This window comes from Pseudoduganella sp. jia 9, from assembly GCF_055502615.1.
In genome coordinates this window covers 362774-380957 of sequence record NZ_JBUPWE010000002.1, presented here as the reverse complement: position 1 = coordinate 380957, position 18184 = coordinate 362774, and the positions used below count along the sequence as shown (strand labels likewise).

General features: G+C 65.2%; 19 protein-coding genes. 10 read left to right on the top strand and 9 right to left on the bottom strand.

All coding sequences use genetic code 11. The features are described from left to right. Positions 1-27: 27 nt before the first annotated feature. Positions 28-945 carry a LysR family transcriptional regulator gene (locus tag ACY34H_RS03295; protein ID WP_464976055.1) on the bottom strand — a complete coding sequence of 306 codons (918 nt, stop codon included), beginning with the start codon at positions 943-945 and terminating at the stop codon, positions 28-30. A 101-nt stretch (positions 946-1046) separates the two neighbouring features. Here ACY34H_RS03295 and gcl point away from each other — a divergent pair, with 101 nt between their 5' ends. The 7 genes from gcl to ACY34H_RS03260 all read left to right on the top strand — a co-directional run bounded on the left by gcl (position 1047) and on the right by ACY34H_RS03260 (position 8862). Next, positions 1047-2825 (top strand): glyoxylate carboligase, encoded by a 1779-nt coding sequence (gene gcl / locus ACY34H_RS03290; protein WP_464976054.1) that lies wholly within the window; start codon positions 1047-1049, stop codon positions 2823-2825. Between the two features lie 48 nt (positions 2826-2873). Continuing rightward, the gene (hyi, locus tag ACY34H_RS03285; RefSeq protein WP_464976053.1) at positions 2874-3650 is read left to right on the top strand and encodes a hydroxypyruvate isomerase; all 777 of its coding nucleotides are present in this window, start codon (positions 2874-2876) and stop codon (positions 3648-3650) included. A gap of 47 nt (positions 3651-3697) precedes the next feature. Beyond that, complete coding sequence (glxR, locus tag ACY34H_RS03280) at positions 3698-4600, top strand: 2-hydroxy-3-oxopropionate reductase (protein ID WP_464976052.1); 903 nt, start codon at positions 3698-3700, stop codon at positions 4598-4600. Next, positions 4597-5859 carry a glycerate kinase type-2 family protein gene (locus tag ACY34H_RS03275; protein ID WP_464976051.1) on the top strand — a complete coding sequence of 421 codons (1263 nt, stop codon included), beginning with the start codon at positions 4597-4599 and terminating at the stop codon, positions 5857-5859. The genes glxR and ACY34H_RS03275 overlap by 4 nt, the downstream gene beginning before the upstream one ends. A gap of 51 nt (positions 5860-5910) precedes the next feature. After that, complete coding sequence (gene pyk / locus ACY34H_RS03270; protein ID WP_464976050.1) at positions 5911-7326, top strand: pyruvate kinase; 1416 nt, start codon at positions 5911-5913, stop codon at positions 7324-7326. A 102-nt stretch (positions 7327-7428) separates the two neighbouring features. Further along, on the top strand, positions 7429-7965 hold the full coding sequence (locus ACY34H_RS03265; protein ID WP_464976049.1) for a GNAT family N-acetyltransferase: 537 nt from the start codon (positions 7429-7431) through the stop codon (positions 7963-7965). Between the two features lie 75 nt (positions 7966-8040). After that, positions 8041-8862: a hypothetical protein gene (locus ACY34H_RS03260; protein ID WP_464976048.1), complete on the top strand. Its 822-nt coding sequence runs from the start codon at positions 8041-8043 to the stop codon at positions 8860-8862. A gap of 31 nt (positions 8863-8893) precedes the next feature. On the opposite strand, the gene ACY34H_RS03255 is transcribed toward ACY34H_RS03260, so the two are convergent. The 4 genes from ACY34H_RS03255 to ACY34H_RS03240 form a co-directional block, all read right to left on the bottom strand. Continuing rightward, the gene (locus ACY34H_RS03255) at positions 8894-9259 is read right to left on the bottom strand and encodes a hypothetical protein (RefSeq protein ID WP_464976047.1); all 366 of its coding nucleotides are present in this window, start codon (positions 9257-9259) and stop codon (positions 8894-8896) included. A 68-nt stretch (positions 9260-9327) separates the two neighbouring features. Continuing rightward, positions 9328-9942, bottom strand: coding sequence for a hypothetical protein (locus ACY34H_RS03250; protein WP_464976046.1), 615 nt, complete (start codon positions 9940-9942; stop codon positions 9328-9330). A 44-nt stretch (positions 9943-9986) separates the two neighbouring features. Then, complete coding sequence (locus ACY34H_RS03245) at positions 9987-10343, bottom strand: translation initiation factor Sui1 (protein WP_464976045.1); 357 nt, start codon at positions 10341-10343, stop codon at positions 9987-9989. An 81-nt stretch (positions 10344-10424) separates the two neighbouring features. After that, complete coding sequence (locus ACY34H_RS03240) at positions 10425-11033, bottom strand: PH domain-containing protein (RefSeq protein WP_464976044.1); 609 nt, start codon at positions 11031-11033, stop codon at positions 10425-10427. Positions 11034-11110: 77 nt separating this feature from the next. Here ACY34H_RS03240 and ACY34H_RS03235 point away from each other — a divergent pair, with 77 nt between their 5' ends. Further along, on the top strand, positions 11111-11422 hold the full coding sequence (locus ACY34H_RS03235) for a hypothetical protein (protein WP_464976043.1): 312 nt from the start codon (positions 11111-11113) through the stop codon (positions 11420-11422). A gap of 75 nt (positions 11423-11497) precedes the next feature. Here ACY34H_RS03235 and ACY34H_RS03230 read toward each other — a convergent pair whose 3' ends face one another. From ACY34H_RS03230 to ACY34H_RS03215, 4 genes are read right to left on the bottom strand one after another with little or no spacing between them, the layout of a single operon-like run. Further along, positions 11498-12730, bottom strand: a complete 1233-nt coding sequence (locus ACY34H_RS03230) for an ArgE/DapE family deacylase (protein WP_464976042.1) — start codon at positions 12728-12730, stop codon at positions 11498-11500. Between the two features lie 8 nt (positions 12731-12738). Next, positions 12739-14514 carry a 2-oxo-4-hydroxy-4-carboxy-5-ureidoimidazoline decarboxylase gene (uraD, locus tag ACY34H_RS03225; protein ID WP_464976041.1) on the bottom strand — a complete coding sequence of 592 codons (1776 nt, stop codon included), beginning with the start codon at positions 14512-14514 and terminating at the stop codon, positions 12739-12741. 13 nt (positions 14515-14527) lie between these two features. Next, the gene (gene puuE / locus ACY34H_RS03220; RefSeq protein ID WP_464976040.1) at positions 14528-15472 is read right to left on the bottom strand and encodes an allantoinase PuuE; all 945 of its coding nucleotides are present in this window, start codon (positions 15470-15472) and stop codon (positions 14528-14530) included. Positions 15473-15486: 14 nt separating this feature from the next. Further along, positions 15487-16212: a GntR family transcriptional regulator gene (locus ACY34H_RS03215; RefSeq protein ID WP_464976039.1), complete on the bottom strand. Its 726-nt coding sequence runs from the start codon at positions 16210-16212 to the stop codon at positions 15487-15489. Between the two features lie 165 nt (positions 16213-16377). Here ACY34H_RS03215 and uraH point away from each other — a divergent pair, with 165 nt between their 5' ends. Beyond that, entirely contained in the window at positions 16378-16734 is a 357-nt protein-coding gene (gene uraH / locus ACY34H_RS03210; RefSeq protein WP_464976038.1) for a hydroxyisourate hydrolase, read from the top strand. Positions 16735-16932: 198 nt separating this feature from the next. After that, a complete protein-coding gene (locus ACY34H_RS03205; RefSeq protein WP_464976037.1) occupies positions 16933-18171 on the top strand; it encodes a urate hydroxylase PuuD in 1239 nt (412 codons plus the stop codon). Positions 18172-18184 lie beyond the last annotated feature (13 nt).

Sequence of the window (18184 nt, the reverse complement as noted above, 5' to 3'; positions counted from 1 at the left end):
ACAGGGGTACGTCCCCAGTTTTTGCCGTCAGCCTGCGCGCGACTTTTCCCAGTATCCTGGCGCGTTGTACAACAGCTTCAGGTGATCGATGAAATGCCGGATCTTGGCCGGCAGGTAGCGCTGCTGCGGGTAGACGGCCTGGATCGGGTAGCTCGGCACCGCGTATTCGTCGAGCACCGTCACCAGTTCTCCGCGTTTCAGTTCGGCCTGGATCTCCCAGGTCGAGCGCCAGCCGATGCCCAGCCCCTGCTTGACCCAGTCGAACAGCAGTTCGCCGTCGTTGCACGACAGGTCGCCGTCCACCCGCACGGCGAACGGCTTGCCGCCGTCCTGAAAGATCCAGCCGCGCTGCTGGCCGCCCTGCAGGTTGAAGGCCAGGCAGTTGTGGCGCACCAGGTCGTCCGGCGTGCGCGGGATGCCGTGGCGTTCGAAGTAGGCGGTGGTGCCGCACACCACGCGGCGGTTCGGGAACAGCGGCACGGCCACGTAGTTCGGGTCGGTGACTTCACCGATGCGTATGCCCATGTCGTAGCCCTCGCGCACCAGGTCCACCACGCTGTCGGTCAGGTTGAACGACATCTTCAGTTCCGGGTGGTTCGCGCGGAACGCCGGGGCGTGCGGCGCCACGTGCGAGCGGCCGAATGCCGCCGGCGCGGAGACCACCAGGTGGCCGCGTACGGTGGCACGGCCGGCGCTGATGCTGTTTTCGGCGATGTCAAAATCGCGCAACAGCTGGCGGCAGGGTTCGATGAATTGTTCGCCCAGCGCGGTCAGCGTCAGGCCCCGCGTCGAGCGGTGCATCAGGCGCACGCCCAGGCGGCGTTCCAGGGCGTCGAGGCGGCGCCCCATCACCACGGGCGTGACGCCCTCGGCGACTGCGGCAGCGGCGAAGCTGCCTTTTTCAGTAACAAGCAGAAAACTGCGGATTTCGGTATAACGGTCCAATTCCATACTCCAAGTATCGACTGATCGAATACTAGCAGCAATTCAACAGTTTCCGCCATCTCCGTATGCTGGGGTCATTCACTTGAAACCAGGAGACGAGCATGGCCCGTATGAGAGCAATCGACGCAGCGGCAGCGGTACTGCGCAAGGAAGGTGTTTCGACGGTATTCGGCGTGCCGGGTGCAGCGATCAACCCGCTGTACTCGGCGATGAAGAAGGATGGCGGCTTCCGCCACGTGCTGGCGCGGCACGTCGAAGGCGCCTCGCACATGGCCGAGGGCTTCACCCGCGCCAAGGCCGGCAACGTCGGCGTCTGCATCGGCACGTCGGGCCCGGCGGGCACCGACATGATCACCGGCCTGTATTCCGCCTCGGCCGATTCGATACCTATCCTCTGCATTACCGGCCAGGCCCCCCGCGCTCGCCTGTACAAGGAAGACTTCCAGGCGGTCGATATCGAATCGATCGCCAAGCCGGTCACCAAGTGGGCGGTGACGGTGCGCGAACCGGCGCTGGTGCCGCGCGTGTTCCAGCAGGCCTTCCACATCATGCGTTCCGGCCGCCCTGGTCCGGTGCTCATCGACCTGCCGTTCGACGTGCAGATGGCCGAGATCGAATTCGACATCGACACCTATGAAAGCCTGTCGCTGTACAAGCCGTCGGCCACCCGGGCCCAGGCCGAGAAGGCGCTGGAAATGCTCAACGCGGCCGAGCGCCCGGTGATCGTGTGCGGCGGCGGCGTGATCAACGCCGATGCGGCGGCCAAGCTGCAGGAATTCGCCGAGATCCTGAACGTGCCCGTGATTCCCACGCTGATGGGCTGGGGTGCGCTGCCGGACGACCACCCGCTGATGGCGGGCATGGCCGGCCTGCAGACCTCGCACCGCTACGGCAACGCGACCATCCTTGCCTCCGACTTCGTGATCGGCATCGGCAACCGCTGGGCCAACCGCCATACCGGCTCGGTCGAGGTGTACACCGAAGGCCGCAAGTTCGTCCACATCGACATCGAACCGACGCAGATCGGCCGCGTGTTCGGCCCGGACTACGGCATCGTTTCCGACGCCGGCGCCGCGCTGGACCAGCTGATCAACGTGGCCTGCGGCCTCGATGCGCTGGGCGCGCTGAAGGACCGTTCGGCCTGGGTGGCCGAGTGCCAGGAGCGCAAGCGCACGATGCTGCGCAAGACCCACTTCGACAACGAGCCGATCAAGCCGCAGCGCGTCTACGAGGAAATGAACAAGGCGTTCGGCCAGGAGACCTGCTACGTCAGCACGATCGGCCTGTCGCAGATCGCCGCCGCCCAGTTCCTGCACGTGTACAAGCCGCGCAACTGGATCAACTGCGGCCAGGCCGGCCCGCTGGGCTGGACCATTTCCGCCGCGCTGGGCGTGTGCGCCGCCGACCCGGAACGCCAGGTCGTCGCCATCTCGGGCGACTACGACTTCCAGTTCATGATCGAGGAACTGGCCGTGGGCGCGCAGTTCGGCCTGCCGTACCTGCACGTCGTCGTCAACAACGCCTACCTCGGCCTGATCCGCCAGGCGCAGCGCAACTTCGACATCGACTACTGCGTGCAGCTGGCGTTCGAGAACATCAATGCGCCGGAACTCGGTGTGTACGGCGTGGATCACGTGGCCGTCGTCGAAGGCCTGGGCTGCAAGGCGATCCGCGTCCGTGAAGTCGCCGACATCCAGCCCGCATTCGCGAAAGCCCGCGAAATGATGAAGGAATTCCGCGTGCCGGTGGTGGTGGAAATCATGCTGGAACGCGTGACGAACATCGCCATGGGCACCGAGATCAACGCCATCAACGAATTCGAGGCGCTGGCCACGGAAGAGGGCGACGCACCGACCGCCGTCGCTCCACGCCTGAAGTAAGCAGTAACAAGCAATCAGCACTGCACGAGCAAAAAAAGGAGAACCACCATGCCAAGATTCGCAGCCAACCTGACCATGCTCTTCAACGAGCTGCCGTTCCTTGAACGCTTCAAGGCCGCCGCCGATGCGGGCTTCAAGGGCGTCGAGTACCTGTTCCCGTATCCGTTCGCCAAGGAAGAACTGGCGGCGCAGCTGGAGCAGCACGGCCTGACCCAGGTGTTGCACAACCTGCCCGCCGGGAACTGGGAGCAGGGCGAGCGGGGCATCGCCTGCCATCCGGACCGCGTGGAAGAGTTCCGCGCCGGCGTGGACCGGGCCATCGAATACGCCACCGCGCTGCGCTGCCGCACCGTGAACTGCCTGGTCGGCATCGCGCCGGCCGGCGTCACCGAGGAAGTGCTGCGCCGGACGGTTGTCGATAACCTGACCTATGCCGCGGCGAAGCTGAAGGAGGCCGGCATCCGGCTGCTGATCGAACCGATCAACACCTACGACATTCCCGGCTTCTACCTGAGCCGCACGGAACAGGCGCTGCGCATCCTGGACGAAGTGGGCTCGGACAACCTGTTCGTGCAATACGACGTGTACCACGCCCAGCGCACCGAAGGGGAACTGGGCGCCACGCTGGCACGCCACCTGAACCGCATCGGCCATATCCAGGTGGCCGACAACCCGGGCCGCAACGAACCGGGTACCGGCGAGATCAACTACGGCTGGCTGTTCCGCCACATCGACAGGGTCGGCTACGACGGCTGGATCGGCTGCGAATACAAGCCGGCAGGCGACACCCGCGAAGGCCTGCGCTGGCTGCAGGAAGTGAAGTAACTGTAGTACCCGAACGTACGACTGAAGAGAACACAGAGGAGAACATCATGGCAAATATCGGATTCATCGGCCTGGGCATCATGGGCGCCCCGATGGCAAAGCACCTGGCGGACGCCGGACACAAACTGTTCACGTACTCGCAGACCCCGACTCCGTCGAACCTGATCGAAGCCGGCGCCAGCGTATGCGCCTGCGGCACCGACGTGGCCAAGGCCGCGGACATCGTCATCGTGATGGTGCCGGACACCCCGCACGTGGAAGACGTGCTGTTCGGCGAGCATGGCCTGTCGAAGGGCCTCTCGGCCGGCAAGATCGTGGTCGACATGAGCTCGATCTCGCCGGTGGCCACGAAGGATTTCGCCAAACGCATCAACGCGCTGGGCTGCGAATACCTGGATGCGCCGGTCTCCGGCGGCGAAGTGGGCGCCAAGGCCGCATCGCTGACGATCATGGTCGGCGGCAGCGAGAAAGCCTTTGAAACGGTCAAGCCGCTGTTCCAGCTGATGGGCAAGAACATCACGCTGGTGGGCGGCAACGGCGATGGCCAGATCACCAAGGTGGCCAACCAGATCATCGTGGCGCTGACCATCGAGGCGGTCGGCGAAGCGCTGCTGCTGGCCGCCAAGGCCGGTGCCGATCCGGCCCGCGTGCGCGAAGCGCTGATGGGCGGCTTCGCGTCGTCGCGCATCCTGGAAGTGCATGGCGAGCGCATGATCAAGCGCACGTTCGATCCGGGTTTCCGCATCGACCTGCACCGCAAGGACCTGAACCTGGCCCTGACCACGGCGCGCCAGCTGAACATGTCGCTGCCGAACACGGCGACCGCGCAGGAACTGTTCAACGCCTGCGCCGCGCGCGATGGCGGCGGCTGGGACCACTCGGCCATGGTGCGGGCACTGGAAGTGATGGCGAACTTCGAGATCGGCCAGCAGGCAGGGACAGCGAAATGATCGGCGCGCCGCGTGAACTGCTCGAGGCGATGTTTACCGCCGCCGTGAACGCGGCGCAGCCTTCGCTGACCATCGGCGGCTACCTGCCGCCGGCGCCGAAGGGCCGCACGATCGTCATCGGTGCCGGCAAGGCATCGGCGGCGATGGCCCAGGCGTTCGAGAAACACTGGGCAGGGCCGCTGGAGGGCATCGTCGTCACCCGCTACGGCTATGCCGTGCCGTGCGAGCGCATCGAGATCATCGAGGCGGCGCATCCGGTGCCCGATGCGGCCGGCCGTGCCGCGGCCGAGCGCATCCTCGGCGCCGTGCAGGGGCTGACCGCCGACGACCTGGTGATCTGCCTGATCTCCGGCGGCGGCTCCTCGCTGCTGCCGTTGCCCGGTGCCGGCGTGACGCTGGAGGACAAGCAGGCGATCAATCGCGCGCTGCTGGCTTCGGGCGCCACGATCACGGAAATGAACTGCGTGCGCCGCCACCTGTCCGCCATCAAGGGCGGCAGGCTGGCCGCAGCCTGCCATCCGGCCCGCGTGGTCAACCTGCTGATTTCCGATGTGCCGGGCGACCACCCGGCCGACATCGCCTCCGGCCCGACCGTGGGCGATGCCACTACCTGCGCCGATGCACTGGCCATCGTCAGGCGCTACGGCATCGAATTGCCGTCCGGCGCGCGCCGCCTGCTGGAAAGCGGCGACGGCGAAACCGTCAAGCCGGGCGACCGCAGGCTGGAAAGCGTCACCACCCACATCATCGCCTCGCCGCAGCAGGCGCTGGAAGCGGCAGCCGCCGTGGCGCGGGAGGCCGGCGTGACGCCGGTGATCCTGGGCGACAGTATCGAAGGCGAAGCGCGCGAAGTGGCCCGCGTGATGGGCGGCATCGCATTGCAGGTACACCGCCACGGCCAGCCGGTGAAACCGCCCTGCGTGCTGCTGTCCGGCGGAGAGACCACGGTGACCCTGCGCGGCAACGGCCGCGGCGGGCGCAACGTGGAATTCCTGCTGGCCCTGGCCATCGCGCTCGACGGAGCAGCCGACGTGCATGGCGTTGCCGCCGATACCGACGGCGTCGACGGCGCCGAGGAGGTGGCCGGTGCCTTCATCGGGCCGGACACGCTGGCGCGCGCCTGGGCGCAAGGCATCCGTCCGCGCGACAGCCTGGACAACAACGACGGGCATGGCTTCTTCGGCGCGCTGGGCGATGCGCTGGTCACCGGCCCGACACTTACCAACGTCAACGACTTCAGGGCGATTTTGTTGCTGTGATGCTGCTGCCCTGATTCCGCTGTCCTGACTACTCAACACCCTGGAGAACGCATGCTGCGCAAGCGCCGCTCACGGATCCTGACCACCCTCGGGCCGGCCAGTTCCACGTACCACTCGATCTACGCGCTGGCGAAGGCCGGCGCGGATGTATTCCGCCTCAACTTCAGCCACGGCAGCCATGACGACCATGCCGAACGCTATCGCACCATCCGCGAAGTGGAAAAGGAAATCCGCCGCCCGATCGGCATCCTGATGGACCTGCAAGGGCCGAAGCTGCGCATCGGCCGCCTGGCCGGCGGCAAGGTGCAGCTGGCCGACGGCGCCAGCTTCCGGCTCGACCTGGACCCGGCCGAAGGCAACGCGTCGCGCGCCTGCCTGCCGCATCCGGAGATCTTCGCCGCGCTGGAGCCGGGCACCGACCTGCTGCTCGACGACGGCAAGCTGCGCCTGCGCGTGGACGCGTGCAGCGCCGACTACGCCGAAACCACGGTGCTGACCGGCGGCGTGCTGTCGGACCGCAAGGGTGTCAACGTGCCGGGCGTGGTATTGCCGATTTCCCCGTTGACGGAAAAGGACCGCGCCGACCTGGCGTTTGGCCTGCAACTGGGCGTCGACTGGGTGGCGCTGTCGTTCGTGCAGCGCCCGGAGGATATTACCGAAGCGCGCGCGCTGGTCGGCGACAGGGCGTGGATCATGGCCAAGCTGGAAAAGCCCGCCGCGATCGATGCGCTGGACGGCATCGTCGCGCTGGCCGACGGCATCATGGTGGCGCGGGGCGACCTCGGTGTCGAACTGCCGGCGCACCAGGTGCCGGTGCTGCAGCGGCGTATCGTGCACGCTGCCCGGGCGGCCGGCAAGCCGGTCGTCGTCGCCACGCAGATGCTGGAATCGATGATCGCCTCGCCGGTGCCGACGCGCGCCGAAGTCTCCGACGTGGCCACAGCGATCTACCAGGGCGCCGACGCGGTGATGCTGTCCGCCGAATCGGCTTCCGGCCAGTTCCCGGTCGAAGCGGTCGCCGTGATGGACAAGGTGATCGCCGAAGTGGAACAGGATCCGCTGTGGCGCGACGGCCTCGATTCCAGCCACTCGCCGTCGACGGCCACCACGGCCGATGCGATCTGCTGCGCACTGCGCCGTGTCGACCGGCTGCTGAAACCCGCCGCCACGGTGACGTATACATTGAGCGGCGCAAGCTGCCTGCGCGCCAGCCGCGAGCGGCCGAACACGCCGATCCTGGCGCTCACGCCGGAGCCCGCGATTGCCCGCCGGCTGTCGATCGCCTGGGGCGTGCATCCGATGCCGTTCGACGAGGCGACGACCCTGGGCGGCATGATCGCCGACGCGCCGGCCGCCGCCGTCCAGTGCGGCCTGGCCACGCTCGGCGACGACGTGGTGGTGATCGCCGGGTATCCGTCGGGGTCCGCCGGCAAGACCAACCTGCTGCACGTGGTGCGGGTGGAATAAAGAGTTCTTGCTGTGGAATGGGGAAGGGGACAGGCGTGGGGCCTGTCCCCTTTTACTTTGCTTTTACTTTGTATAATGCGCGACGCAGTCGTCTTTTCATCCATGCGCGATACTTCCCCATCTCCTTCACACCTTGTGCTCCGCCCCTTGCAGGCGGCCGACCTGCCGGCATTGCTGCAAATTCAGCTGGCCTGCTACGGCGCCGGCTTTATCGAAAGCGCGGAAGTCTATGCGCGGCGGCTGGCGAGCCCAGTGAACTGCTCGCTGGTGTGCGAATCCGATGGTCAGCCATGCGCGTACCTGGCCGCCTATCGCTCGCGAACGGGAAAAGTCACGCCGCTGCATGGCGATTTCGCCGGTGCGCACGGCGCGCCGGACACGCTGTACCTGCACGACATGGCGGTGCTGCCGTCCCATGCCGGCCAGGGACTGGCCCGGGCGCTGCTGGAACGGATGTGGGCAATCGGTCGCGCGGCGGGATTGCGCCGCAGCGCACTGGTGTCGGTGCAGGACTCGCAGGCTTACTGGGAACGCCAGGGTTATATCGCGCAGCCCTTGCACGATGCCGGACAGCGCTCGCTGCTGGCCAGTTATGGCGCCGGTGCCGTCTACATGGTGCGCGAAATGTACGCCCTCTGAAAACCTGCAGTGCAGGTGAAACGCCGCGTATTAATATTAAAATAACTCCTTCGACCATTGCCATCGAAGGGGAACATGAGATCCGTCGCCGCCATCGCACTTGCCGCGTGCATGCTGCTGGCCTGCAGCCCGAAAGCCGAGGAACCGGTGGAACCGGAGAATGCCGGGGAGCCACCGAAGCCAGCCCTGCAGCGGCTGGTTGGCACGCTGTCCATCGTCGAGGAGTATGCGATGAAGGACAAGTCGGGTGCGCCTTTTGTCACGCGCAATCTGGTGTTGCGGGGGAAGATCGACCAGCTCGTCGAAGTCAACGAAAACATGGGCAGGCTTGATTTCGTGGCGGAAGGAAGATCGCCGCTGCGGATGACGGGAACGGTGTCGGAAACAGGCCGCCTGGCGCTGGAGAATCCGGACAGCAATTCCATTGTCCGAACGCGCGGCGACAGCAAGTGGACCGGCACTCCCGGCGAGTACGACATGTACATTCTCCCGTCGAAGCTGGGCATCGGCGATGAAATTTACCTTCGCTTCAACGCCCCGATGGAAGGCAAGGCGAACGTACAGTCCACCCATGCCAACGGCATGGTCACCGACATGCCTTCGGCGGGCACGGAAATGGGCCTCAGCCTGCTCGAACCCAATCCATCGGATCGCAAGCCGATGTTCAAGCGGGAATACGGGCTGCTGCCGAAACTCGGCGCGGTACCGGCGGAACCGTTTGACAAGCAGTTCCATGAAGGCATCCAGAAATATCCGGCGATGTTCCACTTGGGGCTGGCGACCGGCCCTGGCCGCAAGGCCTGGACCTATGCCGGTACCAAGGTGTACAGCAAGCCGGGCAGCGAAACGCAGTGGACGGAAAAGGTGGAGCTCGATCTGAAACTGGTGCCGCGATAGGCTGGTGTCGCGCGCTGGCGCGAGGCCGCCGTCAGGGCAGCCACGTCTGCCTGCCCGGCCGGCGCAGGATCAGGCACTGCACACTGTAAACCGTAAAGCCGAGCCAGAAGCCGGGCCATTCGACCCGCTCGCTCGTGACATACGCGACGACCGTGGCAATGGCGGAAACGATGGTCATCACTACCAGCACGTTCAGGTTCAGTGATTTGCGCCTGGCGCTGAGGTGGCCGCCGATGTAGCTGACATGGATGGAATGCCAGACCGTGCAGCTCAAGGCACCGGCAAGTGCGAGGAGCACGACGAAGAACAGGTTCGGTGCGAGAAACCAGGCGGCGCTGCCGGTGACCAGCAATGCGCCGTAAAGCAGCATGATATAAAAGGCTTTCTCGTTTTTCATCGCCAGCCTCCACTGGATTCGACATTCCTGGCATCGCGGCGCCGCATGACGCCGGCCTGCGTCCCCGGCTACTTGATATTGGCCGCCAGTTTATCCCACACGGCCTTGCCGAAATCGGGCCGCCCGTCCGGCGCACGCAGGGCCAGGTAGAACACGTCCCGCTTCACGCCGGTCCACATGTACATGAAGTACGCCGGCTGGCCGGTGCTCCTGCTGATCATCGAGATCATCACGGCCGGGTGTTTTGCGTCCTTGAACTGCCTGACCTGGATGTTGGTTGCGGCTTCCTTCAGTTTGTTCAGCGAACCCGGATCGTCGATACCGTAGAACACCTTGTAGCGTGGATCGTAGGTGACGGCGGTGGCCATCGACCCATACATATGGCCCTGGGCACCGGGGAGGTTCTCGGCGCTTGCCCTGGCCGCGTCGGCAGGACGCATCCAGTAGGAGTAGCCGATCCGCTTGACGTTCGATTGCGCGTACTCGACAGGCACCGGCACGTTCAGCGCGATCGGCTGCGGCAGGCGGCCCTGCATGAAGACGTTGACGGGTACGTCGCGCGTCTGCACGGACGCCGCGGCAGGTGCGGCAGGTGCGGCAGGTGCGGCAGGTGCGGCAGGTGTGGGAGCGGTCCAGGCCGCGGTGCTGAAGGCCAGGCCGGCCGCAAGGAAAATCGGTTTCATCGGTTGTTCCGCTTATGCAGTGGTGTTGATAAAGGTGAAGCGCGTCAGCCGCCGGCGCGTTTCGGGTCGTGGCCATGCTTCCTGAGCGCTTCCATGACGAGGTCGCAGTGATCGCCCTGGATCTCGATCACGCCGTCCTTCACGGTACCGCCCGAACCGCACGCCGTCCGCAACTGCTTGCCCAGCAGGGCCAATGCCGCGGCATCGAGCGCGATGCCCTTGACGACCGTGACCGTCTTGCCGCCCCGGCCCTTCGTCAGGCGCGACACGCGGACCACGCCGTCGCCTTTTGGCACCGCCGCAGCCTTGCACGCGCATTGTGAAACGGGCTGGCGGCATTCCGGGCACATGCGGCCGCCATCGGTGGAATATACCAGGCCACTATTTGAACCATTTTTCATGTCTTGCTTGAGAATATCCGCTGAATAAAGCACGCAAGTTTAGCAGCACCGGGCAGGCTGCCGCCCGGCGTGCCGCGCGCATCAGTTGTGAATATATTTTCCAAACACGTCGCTGTAATCGCGCTTGGTGTGCGTGTCGAGCATGGCGGTGTTCAGGGCTTCCAGCAATTCGCCGTACTGGCTGGTCAGGCTGCCGGCGCCCGGGGCGATGTTGAGCTTGTGTACGGAGGCCGTCGCATCGAGCGCGCGCAGCGCATTGTCGCGGCATAGCGCATCGCGCCGCTGCTGCCTGCCGATGGAAATCAGCGCCTTGTAGATGTCCTTCAGCTGTTCGATGAACGACTTCTTCACGTCGATCGAGAAGCGCGTGTCGTCCAGCGAAAATTTCAGCTCGATATCCATGTCCAGCGTGCCGGCGGTCTCGATGCTGACGCCTGTCACCAGGTGCGACGAATACTCGTAGCGCTTGATCGAGCGCTTCGACGACACGGCGGAGTCGCCGTCCACGTGGATCAGTGCCAGGTTGGTGAAGCAGTACTCGTCCTTCTTGCTCTTGATGAGGAAGAAGATCTGTTCGCCGTCCTCGCCGAACAGGTAATCGTCCGCGTCGACCTTGCTGTAGTCGGCCGGCCCGACGATGACGCCGATATCGCTGATGCCCAGCGCTTCTGCCGCAAATTTCTTGAACATGATAGTGTCTCCTTTGTGATGGAAGCGGCAACATTACCATTATTTGCCAGTGAAATAACAGCCTCCAGGAGTTTCGCATGCGTATTCATGTCACCTCGTCGATGCTTGTTTTCCTCATCCATCTCCCGGGGATGTGCGAACCGAAACAGATGCCTCGCGATATCAGAGCATTCGCCGAACACGCGAAAGCATGCGAGCATTTCGGCGGCGAGTACGATGGGCGAGCTCCTGTCGACCGGAAGAGGCAAGTCGAGCGCGGCATCCGGAAGTACTGTGGTGCCGCCAGTCGCCAACTGCCAAAGCTTCGCGCGAAGTACCGGCGCGATCCAGCCATGCTCGAGATGATCGACCGTCTTGCCAATGAAGCCGTGACGGACTACCGTCGCTAGTACGTTCAGCGCTCGCCAGCAAAAAAGCCCGCCCTCTCGCGAGAACGGGCTTCTTGTGATCCCACTACCTGAAACTTAATCCAGCAGATCGAACAGCGAACGCGCCACGACCTTGGTCGCACGCCGCAGGTCTTCCAGCGAGATGTGCTCGTCGCCACGCTTGGCGTTGCTTTCCGAAACCGTGCGCGGGCCGGCGCCGTACAGCACGGCCGGCACGCCGGCTTCGCCGAACAGGCGGGCGTCCGTGTACAGCGGGGTGCCGGCGGCACCGATCTCTTCGTCGAACACGGCGGTGGCGTGGCGCGACAGCGCATCGACCAGCGGGGCGTTGCCCGGCAGCGGCTGCAATGCATTGGCCAGCAGCATGCGGCGGATCTCGATCGTCACGCCCTGGCAGTCGGCCACCGCTTCCTTCATCACGCGGTGCAGCTTCGCTTCCACCTCGGCCGGGTTTTCTTCCGGGATCATGCGGCGGTCAACCTTCATGACCACCTTGCCCGGCACCACGTTGGTGTTCGTGCCGCCTTCGATCAGGCCGATGTTCACGTACGGGTGGTTGATGCCCTTGACATTGCTGCGCACTTCCTTGTACTGGCGGTTCTGGTCGTACAGCGCCGTCAGGACCTTCGTCGCCGCCTGCAGCGCGTCGACGCCCGTTTCCGGCACGGCCGCGTGGCCCGACTTGCCGTGCACGGTCACTTCCATCTGCAGGCAGCCGTTGTGGGCCGTCACGACCTGGTAGCTGAAGCCGGCGGCGATCAGCACGTCCGGCTTCACCAGCTTGTTCTCCAGCAGGAAGCCCGGGCCCAGTTCGCCGCCGAACTCCTCGTCGTACGTGAAGTACAGCTCCACGCCGCCTTTCAACGGCTTGCCCAGCGCCTCCAGCGCGCGGGTGGCGAACGTGAACGTGGCGAAGTCGCACTTCGACACGGCGGCGGCGCGGCCATACAGCTTGCCGTCGACCACATTGCCGCCGTACGGGTCCTGCGACCAGCCTTCGCCCGGCGGCACCACGTCGCCGTGGGCGTTCAGGCCCACGGTGCGGCCCTCACCATATTTGCGGCGCACCACCAGGTTGGTGATGGTTTCCAGGCCGGCGGCGCGCGTGCGCTCTTCCGGCACGGCGTGCAGCTCGGCGTCGAAGCCGAATTCCTTCAGCAGTTCGGCGGTGCGTTCGGCGTGCGGCGCGTTGTTGCCCGGCGGCGTATCGGTCGGCACGCGCACCAGCTCCTGCAGGAAGCGAACCTCCTCGTCGAAGTGCGCGTCGATCCAGGCGTCGAGGGATTCGTAAGGGGCAGAAGTGTTCATGTTGGTGGTCATGTCAGGTCCGTGGCAAGTTGATTGAGAACGTTCTGGAATGCGCGCACGCACAGTTCCGTATCGTCGTTGGCGATGGATTCGAGCGGGTTGTGGCTGATGCCGGCGTTCAGGCCGCGCAGGAACAGCATCGCCTGCGGCATCACGCGGTGCAGCATCATCGCGTCGTGGCCGGCGCCGCTTGGCAGGCGGAAGACCGGCAGGCCCAGTGCCTCGACGGCGCTTTCCCAGCGCAGCCGCCATTCCGGCGCGCACGGCGCGGCATCGGCCTGCATGGTTTCTTCCAGCGTGAACTGCAGGCCGCGGCGTTCGCAGATCGCGGCCAGTTCCTTGCGGATGTCCTCGGCGGCGGCGTCGCGCACCTCGTTCGTCGTGGCGCGCACGTCGAGGCTGAAGCGGCAGCGGCCCGGCACCACGTTGATCGAGCCGTTCGGCACTTCCAGCATGCCGACGGTGGCCACCAGGTCCTGCACGGAGCCGCCGCGCTTCTCCGCGTACAGCACCAGCTCGGCGGCGGCCGCCGCGGCGTCGCGGCGCATCGTCATCGGCGTGGTGCCGGCGTGGCTGGCCATGCCGGTGATCTGGCCCACGTAGCGCACGCTGCCGTTGATCGACGTGACGATGCCCAGCGGCAGGTCGAGGTCGTTCAGCACCGGACCCTGCTCGATATGCGTCTCGATGAAGCCGAGGTAGCGCGAAGGGTCGCGTTTCAGCCCGTCGATGGCGGAGATGTCGAGGTCCGCGTTGGCCATCGCCGCGCGCATCGGCACGCCGTCGGCGTCCAGCTGGTCGAGCCAGGTCTTGTCGAAATGCCCGGTCAGCGCGCCCGAACCGAGGAAGGTCGCCTTGTAGCGCTGGCCTTCCTCCTCGGCGAAGCCGACCACCTCGATGCCGTAGGGCAGGCGGCGGCCGGCGCGGTGCAGCTCGCGCACGCAGGCCATCGGCACCAGGATGCCCAGGCGGCCGTCGTACTTGCCGCCGTTGCGCACCGTGTCGTAGTGCGAGCCGGTCAGCAGGCGTTTCGATTGCGGGTCGATGCCGTGGTAGACCCCGACGACGTTGCCGACCGCGTCGATCGTCACCTCGTCGAAACCGCATTCCTCGCGCATCCGGTTCGCCAGCTCGCGGGCGGCGGCACGGTGCGCATCGGTCAGGTAAGTCACGCACAGCTCGTTGCGCTCGGCATAGCCGGTTTCCGTGTGCCGTGCCAGTTCCTCGTGCCAGTCCCATACCAGGTTGCCGAGGGCCGGCTCGGTGGCGAACTTGTCGTTCAGGCGGATCTCGGCGATGCGGTGGATGTTGCGCAGCGATTCGGCAAACTCGAAGTCCGGCGAGTTGTTCAGCCGGCGCGCGAACGTGGCGATGATCTCGTGGCGGTTCATGCCCAGGCCGCGCGGGCCGCGCACGGCCAGGATGAACGGGAAGCCGAACTTGGCGTTGTAGTCGGCATTCAGTTGCTGGATGCGCTGGAACTCTTCCGGCGTGCAGTCGGTGAGGCCGGCCTTGCTTTGCTCGTTGGTGGATTCGGCGGTCAGCGACTTCGTCACCATCGCCTTGCCGGCCAGCTCCGGGTGGGCCTTGATCAACGCGAGGCGGGCTTCCGGCGGCGACGTGCGCAGCGTTTCGATCAGCGCGCGCTTGAGCTGCGCAACGCTGGCGAACGGGCGGGCGTGCCACGTCTGCTCGGCGATCCATGGCGAATGTTCATACACGCCGTCGAGCAGGGCCGTGAATTCGGCCTGGGTGGCGTTGTTCAATTGTTCCAGTGTCAGCATTGGAGGTTGCATATTAGTCCCACGTGAAAGCCGTGTCGGGGTTGAATGGATGCGCCTCTTTCCAGTGGCGCGCGATATCGATGCGGCGGGCGACCCACACGTGGTCATGCTGGCCGATATAGTCGAGGAAGCGCTGCAGCGAGCGCATGCGGCCGGGGCGGCCCAGCAGGCGGCAGTGCATGCCGATGCTCATCATGGTCGGGGTTTCCGCTCCCTCTTCGTAGTGCACGTCGAAGGCGTCCTTCAGGTACTGGAAGAACGGGTCGCCGTGCGAAAAACCCTGGGGCAGGGCGAAGCGCATGTCGTTGCAGTCCAGCGTGTACGGCACCACCAGCTGCGGCGCGTGCGTGCCGTCGGTCTTGCGCACGTTCAGCCAGAACGGCAGGTCGTCGCCATAGTAATCGCTGTCGTACTCGAAGCCGCCGTAGTCGGCCACCAGGCGGTGCGTGTTCGGGCTGTCGCGGCCCGTGTACCAGCCCAGCGGGCGCGCGCCCGTCAGTTTTTCGATAGCCTGCATGCCGAGCGCCATGTGTTCGCGCTCGGTGGCTTCGTCGACATTCTGGTAGCTGATCCAGCGCCAGCCGTGGCAGGCGATTTCATGGCCCAGTTCCACGAAGGCGGCCGTCACTTCCGGGCAGCGTTCCAGCGCCATGCCGACGCCGAAGATCGTCAGCGGCAGGCCGCGCTTCTCGAATTCGCGCAGGATGCGCCACACGCCGGCGCGCGAGCCGTATTCATAGATGCCTTCCATCGACAGGTGACGGGCAGGGAAGGCGGCCGGGTTGAACATCTCGGACAGGAACTGCTCGCTGCCGGCATCGCCGTGCAGTACCGAGTTTTCTCCGCCTTCTTCGTAGTTCAGCACGAACTGCACGGCAACGCGCGCGCCGCCCGGCCAGTTGGCCTGGGGCCGGTCGCGGCCATATCCCTTCAGGTCGCGTGGATAGCGTGGATTCATGATTTGCTTTTCTTCTATCGGTTGAGGATTTCGGCCAGATCCACCTGCTGCGGATCCAGGTTCAGGTTGTGTTGCACGTTGACGAGGTGCTTGCTCACCAGGCGCACCGCCGCCTTCGCGTCGCGCCGCTCGAAGGCATCGACGATGGCCATGTGCTCGCTGTGCGATTCGCCGGCCGAGTGCGACGACTGGTGCATCAGCGCGATCAGCGACGAGCGGGTCAGCAATTCGCTCAGCATCTGCGTCAGCACTTCATTGCCCAGCATGCGCGCCAGCACGAGGTGGAAGTCGGCCAGCAAGCGGGTGCGCCCCGGCACCGCGGCATCGTTGACGGCCGCGCCTTCCAGCGCGAGGTGTTCGCGCAGCTGGCGGATCTGCTCGTCCGTGATGGTGGCGCACAGCCGCTTCGTGACGGCCGTTTCCAGGATGGCGCGCATCTCGAACACGTCGCGCGCTTCCTCGGCGGTGGGGGTGGCGACGAATGCGCCGCGCGCCGGTTCCAGCACCACCAGCCGGTCGCGGCTCAGCTGGTTGAGCGCCTGCCGCACGACGGTGCGCGATACTTCGAACAGGTCGCCGATCTTCTGCTCCGACAGCTTGGTGCCCGGCATCAGCCGGCGCTCGGCGATCGCGGCGGTGATCGAATCGACGATGCGCTGGGTGGCGCCGGCGGCCGGCGCATGCGCATCCGGTGCCAGGTCGGACGCGACGATTTTCAGTTGGGTGCGGGTTCGGGTCATCGAGGAGCGGAACATAAACAGGTTGACATGTGAACCAGAGTGTATACACTTTTCAAAAAAAGAAAAGCAAAAAGTGTATGCAATCCTGTACATTGGATGTTGTGCATGAATTATCATGAGCCCGCCGGCAATCCCGCCGGCATATTCCGAGAAAAAAGGAGCCCCATGGGACATTTGAGTACCCACGTACTGGACACGATGAACGGCTGCCCCGCGGCCGGCATGCGCGTACAGTTGCAGCGCATCGATGGCGACACCGTCACCACCATCAAGAGCCTGACCCTGAACGCCGACGGCCGCAATGACGGCGGGCCGCTGCTCGACAGCACCACCATGGCGGTGGGCCGCTACCGCCTGGTGTTCGCTGTCGCGGAATACTTCCGCGGGCGCGACGTGCGCCTGCCGGAACCTGCCTTCCTCGACGAGGTGCCGCTCGACTTCGGCATCGCCGACGCGGCCGGCCACTACCACGTGCCGCTGCTGGTCAGCCCGTGGTCGTATTCGACCTACCGTGGTTCCTGAACCACATTCGCCAATAAGTTAGCTAACGTATATCCAGCGAAGACTGGATCGTATACAGTTACTAGTGTCGCCGCGGAGCACACCGGTACCGCCCCAGGGCGTTGCCGATGGTTGCGATGATTTGCCCCACACAGAGCCCGCTGTGGTGAGGGGACAGTACGGTTTCACTACCGTGCTTCTCTGCTTGTTTGAGGCTCTATGGATATGTACTTGATGGACTGGGTCAACCTGCTGCTGCGCTGGACCCACGTCATTACGGCGATCGCCTGGATCGGCGCTTCGTTCTACTTTGTTTTCCTCGACAACAGTCTCGAGAAGCCCACCGCGCCCGACCTGGTCGCCAAGGGCGTCGACGGCGAATTGTGGGCCGTCCACGGCGGTGGTTTCTACCACCCGCAGAAATACCTGGTTGCACCGAAGACCATGCCGGATAACCTGCACTGGTTCTACTGGGAGAGCTACGCCACCTGGCTGTCCGGCTTCGGGCTGTTCACCGTGCTGTACCTGTTCAACGCCGGCACCTTCATGGTCGACAAGGCGGTGCACGACTGGCCCGCGCAGGCGGCCGTCATCGGCGCGCTGGCCTTCCTGGTCGTGTTCTGGCTGATCTACGACACCATCTGCCGTTCGCTGGGCCGCACCAAGAACGGCGACCTGAAGGTGGGCCTGATCGTGTTCGGCTTCGTGGTGTTCGCCTCGTGGCTGGCCTGCCAGCTGTTCGCCGGCCGTGCCGCGTTCCTGCTGGTGGGCGCGATGATGGCCACCGCGATGAGCGCCAACGTGTTCTTCTGGATCATTCCCGGCCAGCGCAAGGTCGTCAAGCAGCTGAAGGCCGGCGAGCCGGTCGACCCGATCTACGGCTGGCGCGCCAAGCAGCGTTCGGTGCACAACACCTACTTCACGCTGCCGGTGCTGTTCGCGATGCTGTCGAACCACTACGGCTTCCTGTACTCCGGTGAACACAACTGGATCGTGCTGGTGCTGATGATGATGACGGGCGCACTGATTCGCCACAGCTTCGTGGCCCGCCACAAGGCGCTGGTGCACGGCAAGCGGGTGCCCTGGGAACACGCCTTCGGCGGTACCGCCGTGATGGTCGCGCTGATCGTCTGGCTGGTGCCGGCGCCGCAGGCCGAGGTGCCGGTCGAAGCCGCGGCCCCCGCTGCCGCGGGCGATGCCACGGCCGCGGTCGCGCAGAACCCGTTCGCCAAGGTCAAGGCCGTGGTCGACCAGCGCTGCGTGATGTGCCACTCGGCGGCGATGCAGAGCAAGGGCATCCGCCTCGACTCCACCGGCGAGATCAAGCGCCATGCCCAGGCCCTGTACCAGCAGGCCGTGGTCATGAAGCTGATGCCGCTGAATAACGCGACGAGCATGACCCCGGGCGAGCGCGACCTCCTCAAGAAGTGGTACGAGGATGGTGCCAAGACGGAATAGCCGTCATGAAGTA

What these genes read in the sequence shown, in the direction of transcription:
- gcl (WP_464976054.1), top strand. Translation starts at nt 1,047, where the DNA reads ATGGCCCGTATGAGAGCAATCGACGCAGCGGCAGCGGTACTGCGCAAG.
- hyi (WP_464976053.1), top strand. Translation starts at nt 2,874, where the DNA reads ATGCCAAGATTCGCAGCCAACCTGACCATGCTCTTCAACGAGCTGCCG.
- glxR (WP_464976052.1), top strand. Translation starts at nt 3,698, where the DNA reads ATGGCAAATATCGGATTCATCGGCCTGGGCATCATGGGCGCCCCGATG.
- ACY34H_RS03275 (WP_464976051.1), top strand. Translation starts at nt 4,597, where the DNA reads ATGATCGGCGCGCCGCGTGAACTGCTCGAGGCGATGTTTACCGCCGCC.
- pyk (WP_464976050.1), top strand. Translation starts at nt 5,911, where the DNA reads ATGCTGCGCAAGCGCCGCTCACGGATCCTGACCACCCTCGGGCCGGCC.
- ACY34H_RS03265 (WP_464976049.1), top strand. Translation starts at nt 7,429, where the DNA reads ATGCGCGATACTTCCCCATCTCCTTCACACCTTGTGCTCCGCCCCTTG.
- ACY34H_RS03260 (WP_464976048.1), top strand. Translation starts at nt 8,041, where the DNA reads ATGAGATCCGTCGCCGCCATCGCACTTGCCGCGTGCATGCTGCTGGCC.
- ACY34H_RS03255 (WP_464976047.1), bottom strand. Translation starts at nt 9,259, where the DNA reads ATGAAAAACGAGAAAGCCTTTTATATCATGCTGCTTTACGGCGCATTG.
- ACY34H_RS03250 (WP_464976046.1), bottom strand. Translation starts at nt 9,942, where the DNA reads ATGAAACCGATTTTCCTTGCGGCCGGCCTGGCCTTCAGCACCGCGGCC.
- ACY34H_RS03245 (WP_464976045.1), bottom strand. Translation starts at nt 10,343, where the DNA reads ATGAAAAATGGTTCAAATAGTGGCCTGGTATATTCCACCGATGGCGGC.
- ACY34H_RS03240 (WP_464976044.1), bottom strand. Translation starts at nt 11,033, where the DNA reads ATGTTCAAGAAATTTGCGGCAGAAGCGCTGGGCATCAGCGATATCGGC.
- ACY34H_RS03235 (WP_464976043.1), top strand. Translation starts at nt 11,111, where the DNA reads ATGCGTATTCATGTCACCTCGTCGATGCTTGTTTTCCTCATCCATCTC.
- ACY34H_RS03230 (WP_464976042.1), bottom strand. Translation starts at nt 12,730, where the DNA reads ATGAACACTTCTGCCCCTTACGAATCCCTCGACGCCTGGATCGACGCG.
- uraD (WP_464976041.1), bottom strand. Translation starts at nt 14,514, where the DNA reads ATGCTGACACTGGAACAATTGAACAACGCCACCCAGGCCGAATTCACG.
- puuE (WP_464976040.1), bottom strand. Translation starts at nt 15,472, where the DNA reads ATGAATCCACGCTATCCACGCGACCTGAAGGGATATGGCCGCGACCGG.
- ACY34H_RS03215 (WP_464976039.1), bottom strand. Translation starts at nt 16,212, where the DNA reads ATGACCCGAACCCGCACCCAACTGAAAATCGTCGCGTCCGACCTGGCA.
- uraH (WP_464976038.1), top strand. Translation starts at nt 16,378, where the DNA reads ATGGGACATTTGAGTACCCACGTACTGGACACGATGAACGGCTGCCCC.
- ACY34H_RS03205 (WP_464976037.1), top strand. Translation starts at nt 16,933, where the DNA reads ATGGATATGTACTTGATGGACTGGGTCAACCTGCTGCTGCGCTGGACC.